The organism is Alkalibacterium sp. m-11 (assembly GCF_054658155.1).
In genome coordinates, this window is the sequence record NZ_BAAGIR010000151.1 from 1 (window position 1) to 4,184 (window position 4,184).

Annotated in this window: 6 protein-coding genes; 2 read left to right on the forward strand and 4 right to left on the reverse strand. The window is 36.4% G+C overall.

The features are described from left to right. Positions 1 to 340: 340 nt before the first annotated feature. A complete protein-coding gene (locus ACYQ2O_RS10770) occupies positions 341 to 586 on the forward strand; it encodes a hypothetical protein (RefSeq protein ID WP_459796599.1) in 246 nt (81 codons plus the stop codon). A gap of 12 nt (positions 587 to 598) precedes the next feature. Here the strand turns inward: ACYQ2O_RS10770 and ACYQ2O_RS10775 are convergent, their stop codons facing one another. Both ACYQ2O_RS10775 and ACYQ2O_RS10780 read right to left on the reverse strand, forming a co-directional pair. Beyond that, complete coding sequence (locus ACYQ2O_RS10775; protein ID WP_459796601.1) at positions 599 to 1,012, reverse strand: hypothetical protein; 414 nt, start codon at positions 1,010 to 1,012, stop codon at positions 599 to 601. Between the two features lie 55 nt (positions 1,013 to 1,067). Continuing rightward, complete coding sequence (locus ACYQ2O_RS10780; RefSeq protein ID WP_459796602.1) at positions 1,068 to 1,832, reverse strand: (S)-acetoin forming diacetyl reductase; 765 nt, start codon at positions 1,830 to 1,832, stop codon at positions 1,068 to 1,070. Positions 1,833 to 2,131: 299 nt separating this feature from the next. Between ACYQ2O_RS10780 and ACYQ2O_RS10785 the strand changes: the two genes are divergently transcribed. Further along, positions 2,132 to 2,686, forward strand: coding sequence for a recombinase family protein (locus ACYQ2O_RS10785; RefSeq protein WP_459796604.1), 555 nt, complete (start codon positions 2,132 to 2,134; stop codon positions 2,684 to 2,686). 303 nt (positions 2,687 to 2,989) lie between these two features. On the opposite strand, the gene ACYQ2O_RS10790 is transcribed toward ACYQ2O_RS10785, so the two are convergent. Both ACYQ2O_RS10790 and ACYQ2O_RS10795 read right to left on the reverse strand, forming a co-directional pair. Beyond that, on the reverse strand, positions 2,990 to 3,295 hold the full coding sequence (locus ACYQ2O_RS10790; RefSeq protein WP_459796606.1) for a hypothetical protein: 306 nt from the start codon (positions 3,293 to 3,295) through the stop codon (positions 2,990 to 2,992). Between the two features lie 68 nt (positions 3,296 to 3,363). Next, a complete protein-coding gene (locus ACYQ2O_RS10795) occupies positions 3,364 to 3,873 on the reverse strand; it encodes a hypothetical protein (RefSeq protein WP_459796607.1) in 510 nt (169 codons plus the stop codon). Between the last annotated feature and the right edge of the window lie 311 nt (positions 3,874 to 4,184).

Genomic DNA, 4,184 nt, shown 5'->3' on the forward strand with positions numbered 1-4,184 from the left:
TTCTAGACCATCAAACCAAAACCTGTTTGACGAGATAAATCCAATAGTGCTGTAAAAACCAATCAATTGTATGCTCATTTAAGAGCTATTTCCCCCAATTATTCCTTGGAGTTTCCTAGTTCACTCTTGTACATAGTAAAAGCGTACCCAACGGATACGCTCATTTTGTACTTGCACATGTATTTTAACACAGTTCCTTATATTAACATATTACAACATATCTCTTATAGACTACTAGCGTTCTACTTGTATCCAGCTTACATTTTACTTATTAAAAAGGGAAGATTTACTAGAGTTGAAAGACATATAGAATCAAAAATAAATGAAACGAGTTGAGACCATGGCCATTATCGGAAAAGACGGAGTGAAATACAGCTACGAATGTACGCAGTTAATCAAAGACTTAAAATCAGATCTTGAGGAGTTTGGCAATGAAACAGTTAGATCATATTATAAGAAGCAGAAGGGCGCTAAGTTTTATTACGATTACCAGTTTCATGAAGATGATGTGATTGGTGGGAGTTATGATGAACTAGATATGAAGAGCTTGTTGCAGTATTTAAAAATGCAAAACGAGGTAATATAAAAAGAGAGCGGATCACTCCGTTCTCTTTTCTTTTTTAACATACCATTCTGCCGGATTCATATACTCCACATGCCTAATCAAATAAATATTAACTTTCTTCAACTGGCTGTCTTTCAACTGTAGGTATATATTGTCACGATCATACCCTTTAACTATACATTTTACATCAGGGTAGAAGTGTCCTTCTTTTAAGACATTCGCTTGAATAGCGACAGGCTTCCTAAGTCTATAGGCTTTATATAATGCTTCAGACACTTCTTCAGTCGTCATCTGTTCTTTTCCCGCAGCAATTGACTGCTCATATTCCTTGTGCAACTCTTTTAATGCAGACGTATGATCGGACAGAATCATACCTTGCCATTTCATTATGCCTCTATCTTTATATCCTAGTCTGTCCGGACTAAGAACGATAATTTCCTCAGACATTAAATTCCCTCCCTCATCTCGAAGGGTGTTATCAAAATTCATCAAATCATTTAGCTTAGTGGAAGACCATACCACCATCAACAACGATTGTTTGACCTGTAATGTATGTTGAGTCTGGTCCAGCTAGGAATGCTACTACGTTGGCTACATCTTCTGGTTCTGATAGACGTTTAAGGGTAATGTTTTGTGCGAATTGATTCATACCCCACTCATCGTCTTTACCTGCATTGACTGCTACTTCGTGAGCGATACCAAACATCATTGGTGTCTTCACGATACCAGGTGCGTATGCTGTCACAGTAATATTATCTTGAGCTAAGTCACGGGCTAATACTTGTGTGATACCGCGGACTGCAAATTTTGATCCTGAGTATAAAGCTAATTCAGGGTTACCCAATACCCCTGCTTGTGACGTAGCATTGATGATTCGACCACCGTGACCGAAGGCTTTGAAGTGTTTTTGAGCAGCTTGTGCACCCCAGATTACACCTGCTACGTTGATACCATATACTTGGTCGAACATTTCTTGGGTAATTGTTTCTAATGGTGTTGTCAGTGCAACACCCGCATTATTGACAACTACATTTAAATCACCAAAATGTGCTGCAATTTTATCAAATGCTTCAAATACTTGTTCACGTTTAGACACATCTGCGCCTGCAGCAATAGCATCACCTTCTGGGAATTCGGCTACAGCAGCTTCAGCTGTTTCGGGATTATAATCAACAATACCAATTTTAAAGCCATCTGCATGTAGACGTTTAGCAATCGCTAACCCAATCCCTTGACCAGCACCTGTAACAATCGCAACTTTTACCATAATATAACCTCTTCCTTTGTGAATTTTTTAATATATTTATAAACAAAGTATAACTATTATTGAAACCGAATTCAATCATTTCTACATTGATTACAACCATTTCTTTAGTCCGGTCTTTTTTACTGCTCTTTAGAGCTAATGAATCAAATATTTTTGAACTTCTTCAGCTCAAGTTATGCCAGATAGAAAATAAAAAAGGTTGATTATCATTTAAGTATACCCTATTGATAGTGAATGAATCCGTTGATATGATAGGATTTATAGACTGTCATATACATCTATCAAAAAGGAGTGTTGAAATGTTAATAGGATATGCTCGTGTAAGTTCGAGAGATCAGAACTTAGAGACTCAATTAAAAGAGTTAGATAATTTTGGTGTAGATAAAATTATTTCTGAAAAAATTTCAGGAATCGTTGAAAGAAAAACTAAGTTAGATGGATTGATAGCTGAGTTGAGCGCAGGAGATACCGTTGTTGTGACGAGAATGGATAGATTAGGTCGTAGCACGATTCAATTGTTGCAACTGGTCGATTATTTTCAGGGGAAAGATATTAATTTAGTCATTTTAAATATGGGAATTGACACAAGAAGCTCTACAGGAAAGTTCTTTTTAACCATCATGGCTGCATTCTCAGAGCTTGATCGGACATTGATTAAAGAAAAACAACGAAACGGTATAGAAATCGCTAAGAAAAAAGGCCTTTACAAAGGACGACCACCTAAATACACCAAAAATCACCCAGCAGTGAAGCATGCCTTGGAATTACGACAAACGACTGACAAGACAATTAAAGATATAAGTGATATAACGGGCATAAGTGAAGCGACTTTATATAGACGATTAAAAAAATAGAATAAAAGTTCACTTCTTTTAATCTTTTTCGAGTATACGCTTAGAATGTAGTCGTAGTACGCTCGCTTCGCTCACTTTCGTCCCCCCACTCGCTGCGCTCGCCCCCCAAAAACCAAGTTCAAGACCTTGGGGCTCTGCCCCAAACCCCTCTTCATTCGCCAAGTTCTATCGGGCAATCGTTTATAACAGAAGTGTTAGAACCCTGCAACGGCAAGCGCTTCGCGTCGGCGAGCCGACCATTGCAAGAACCTAAAACTTCCGTTAACACTCAAGACACCCGATAGAACTCGACGAATGAACAAGTTACAGTTGATCATGGTCACTATGCTTCATCTTTTCCGACAAATCGTCTAAACCTTCCGTAAAAGCGTCAGAATCTAACATTGGCATAGCTTTTTTCTTGTCTTTAGCTTTTCTCTTGTTTTCAGTTTTTTTTACAATTTCTTGCGCAAGTCTCCCAGCCGTTTCAGAATCCGCTCCAAAAACGATAGCAACTTCTTTCAGCTTTTGGAGTCTGAACTCCTTAGGCATTTCTTCCATACCCAAAACTTTCTCAACACCATTCAATATTTTAGCTAATACTTCGTCTTTCACTTCCATTTTTACCACCTCACTTTCCCTCCCATTACTTTTTAAACAAAGTAGTTTTAAATAAATCTAACACCTCAAAAAATTCATTAGTCCTGATTATCTTCTTGTACTAGTACTCCATCTCCAAAAACCACTACTTCGTAGTTGCCTCCTACATTGTGGACAGAATATTTCAAATTAAAAACAGCGTCTATAGTACCATTATTAATAGACTCTATAATACCATTTACACACTTCTCATACGCTGCTATATACCCGGCCTCCGGTTGAGTGTAGTTTTTTAATCCTGCACCTTGAATAGCAGAAATCATAATGGGTCTTTCAAAAACAAACCCTTCTGGAATGTAGTTGTTACTTATTATATAATTGGTCGTTTTAAATCTTGAATCAATATTAGTTAAATCTTTTTCACTAACTCTACTAGTAGTATTCGGTGTAGTATTCTGCCTATCAGCTTGTTTATTATAATTTTTTTTAGCCAACCTTGAGAAATTAGTATGGTTATTTTCTAAAAGATTTTTCAACACAGTATAGTCTTTCTCTAAAGTAGGAGAGTCTTTCGCTATTAACACCTTATCCGTAGATGTATTTAACATTAACCCGTTTTCTTCAGAATCTATATTTATTGTTATGTTATTATCAAAAAAATCATAACCAAACTGATTTATTACTGCTGTTACATAAATTTTATCCCATTTGTTTGTATATATAAGGTACTGTGAATTTATTGCAAAATAACCTGCTAATTTAGGTCCGAAGATTTTCCCCTCCCTGTTACCATAGAGACACCTAGGAAACTATAGATGCTCTATATAAGTGGATTTAGGGTTTTCTCTTTTGAGTTTTCCCTCCACTTATTTTCTTTTTTTAAATTTTTTCACATTTTTATGCTTATTACTTGACTTTT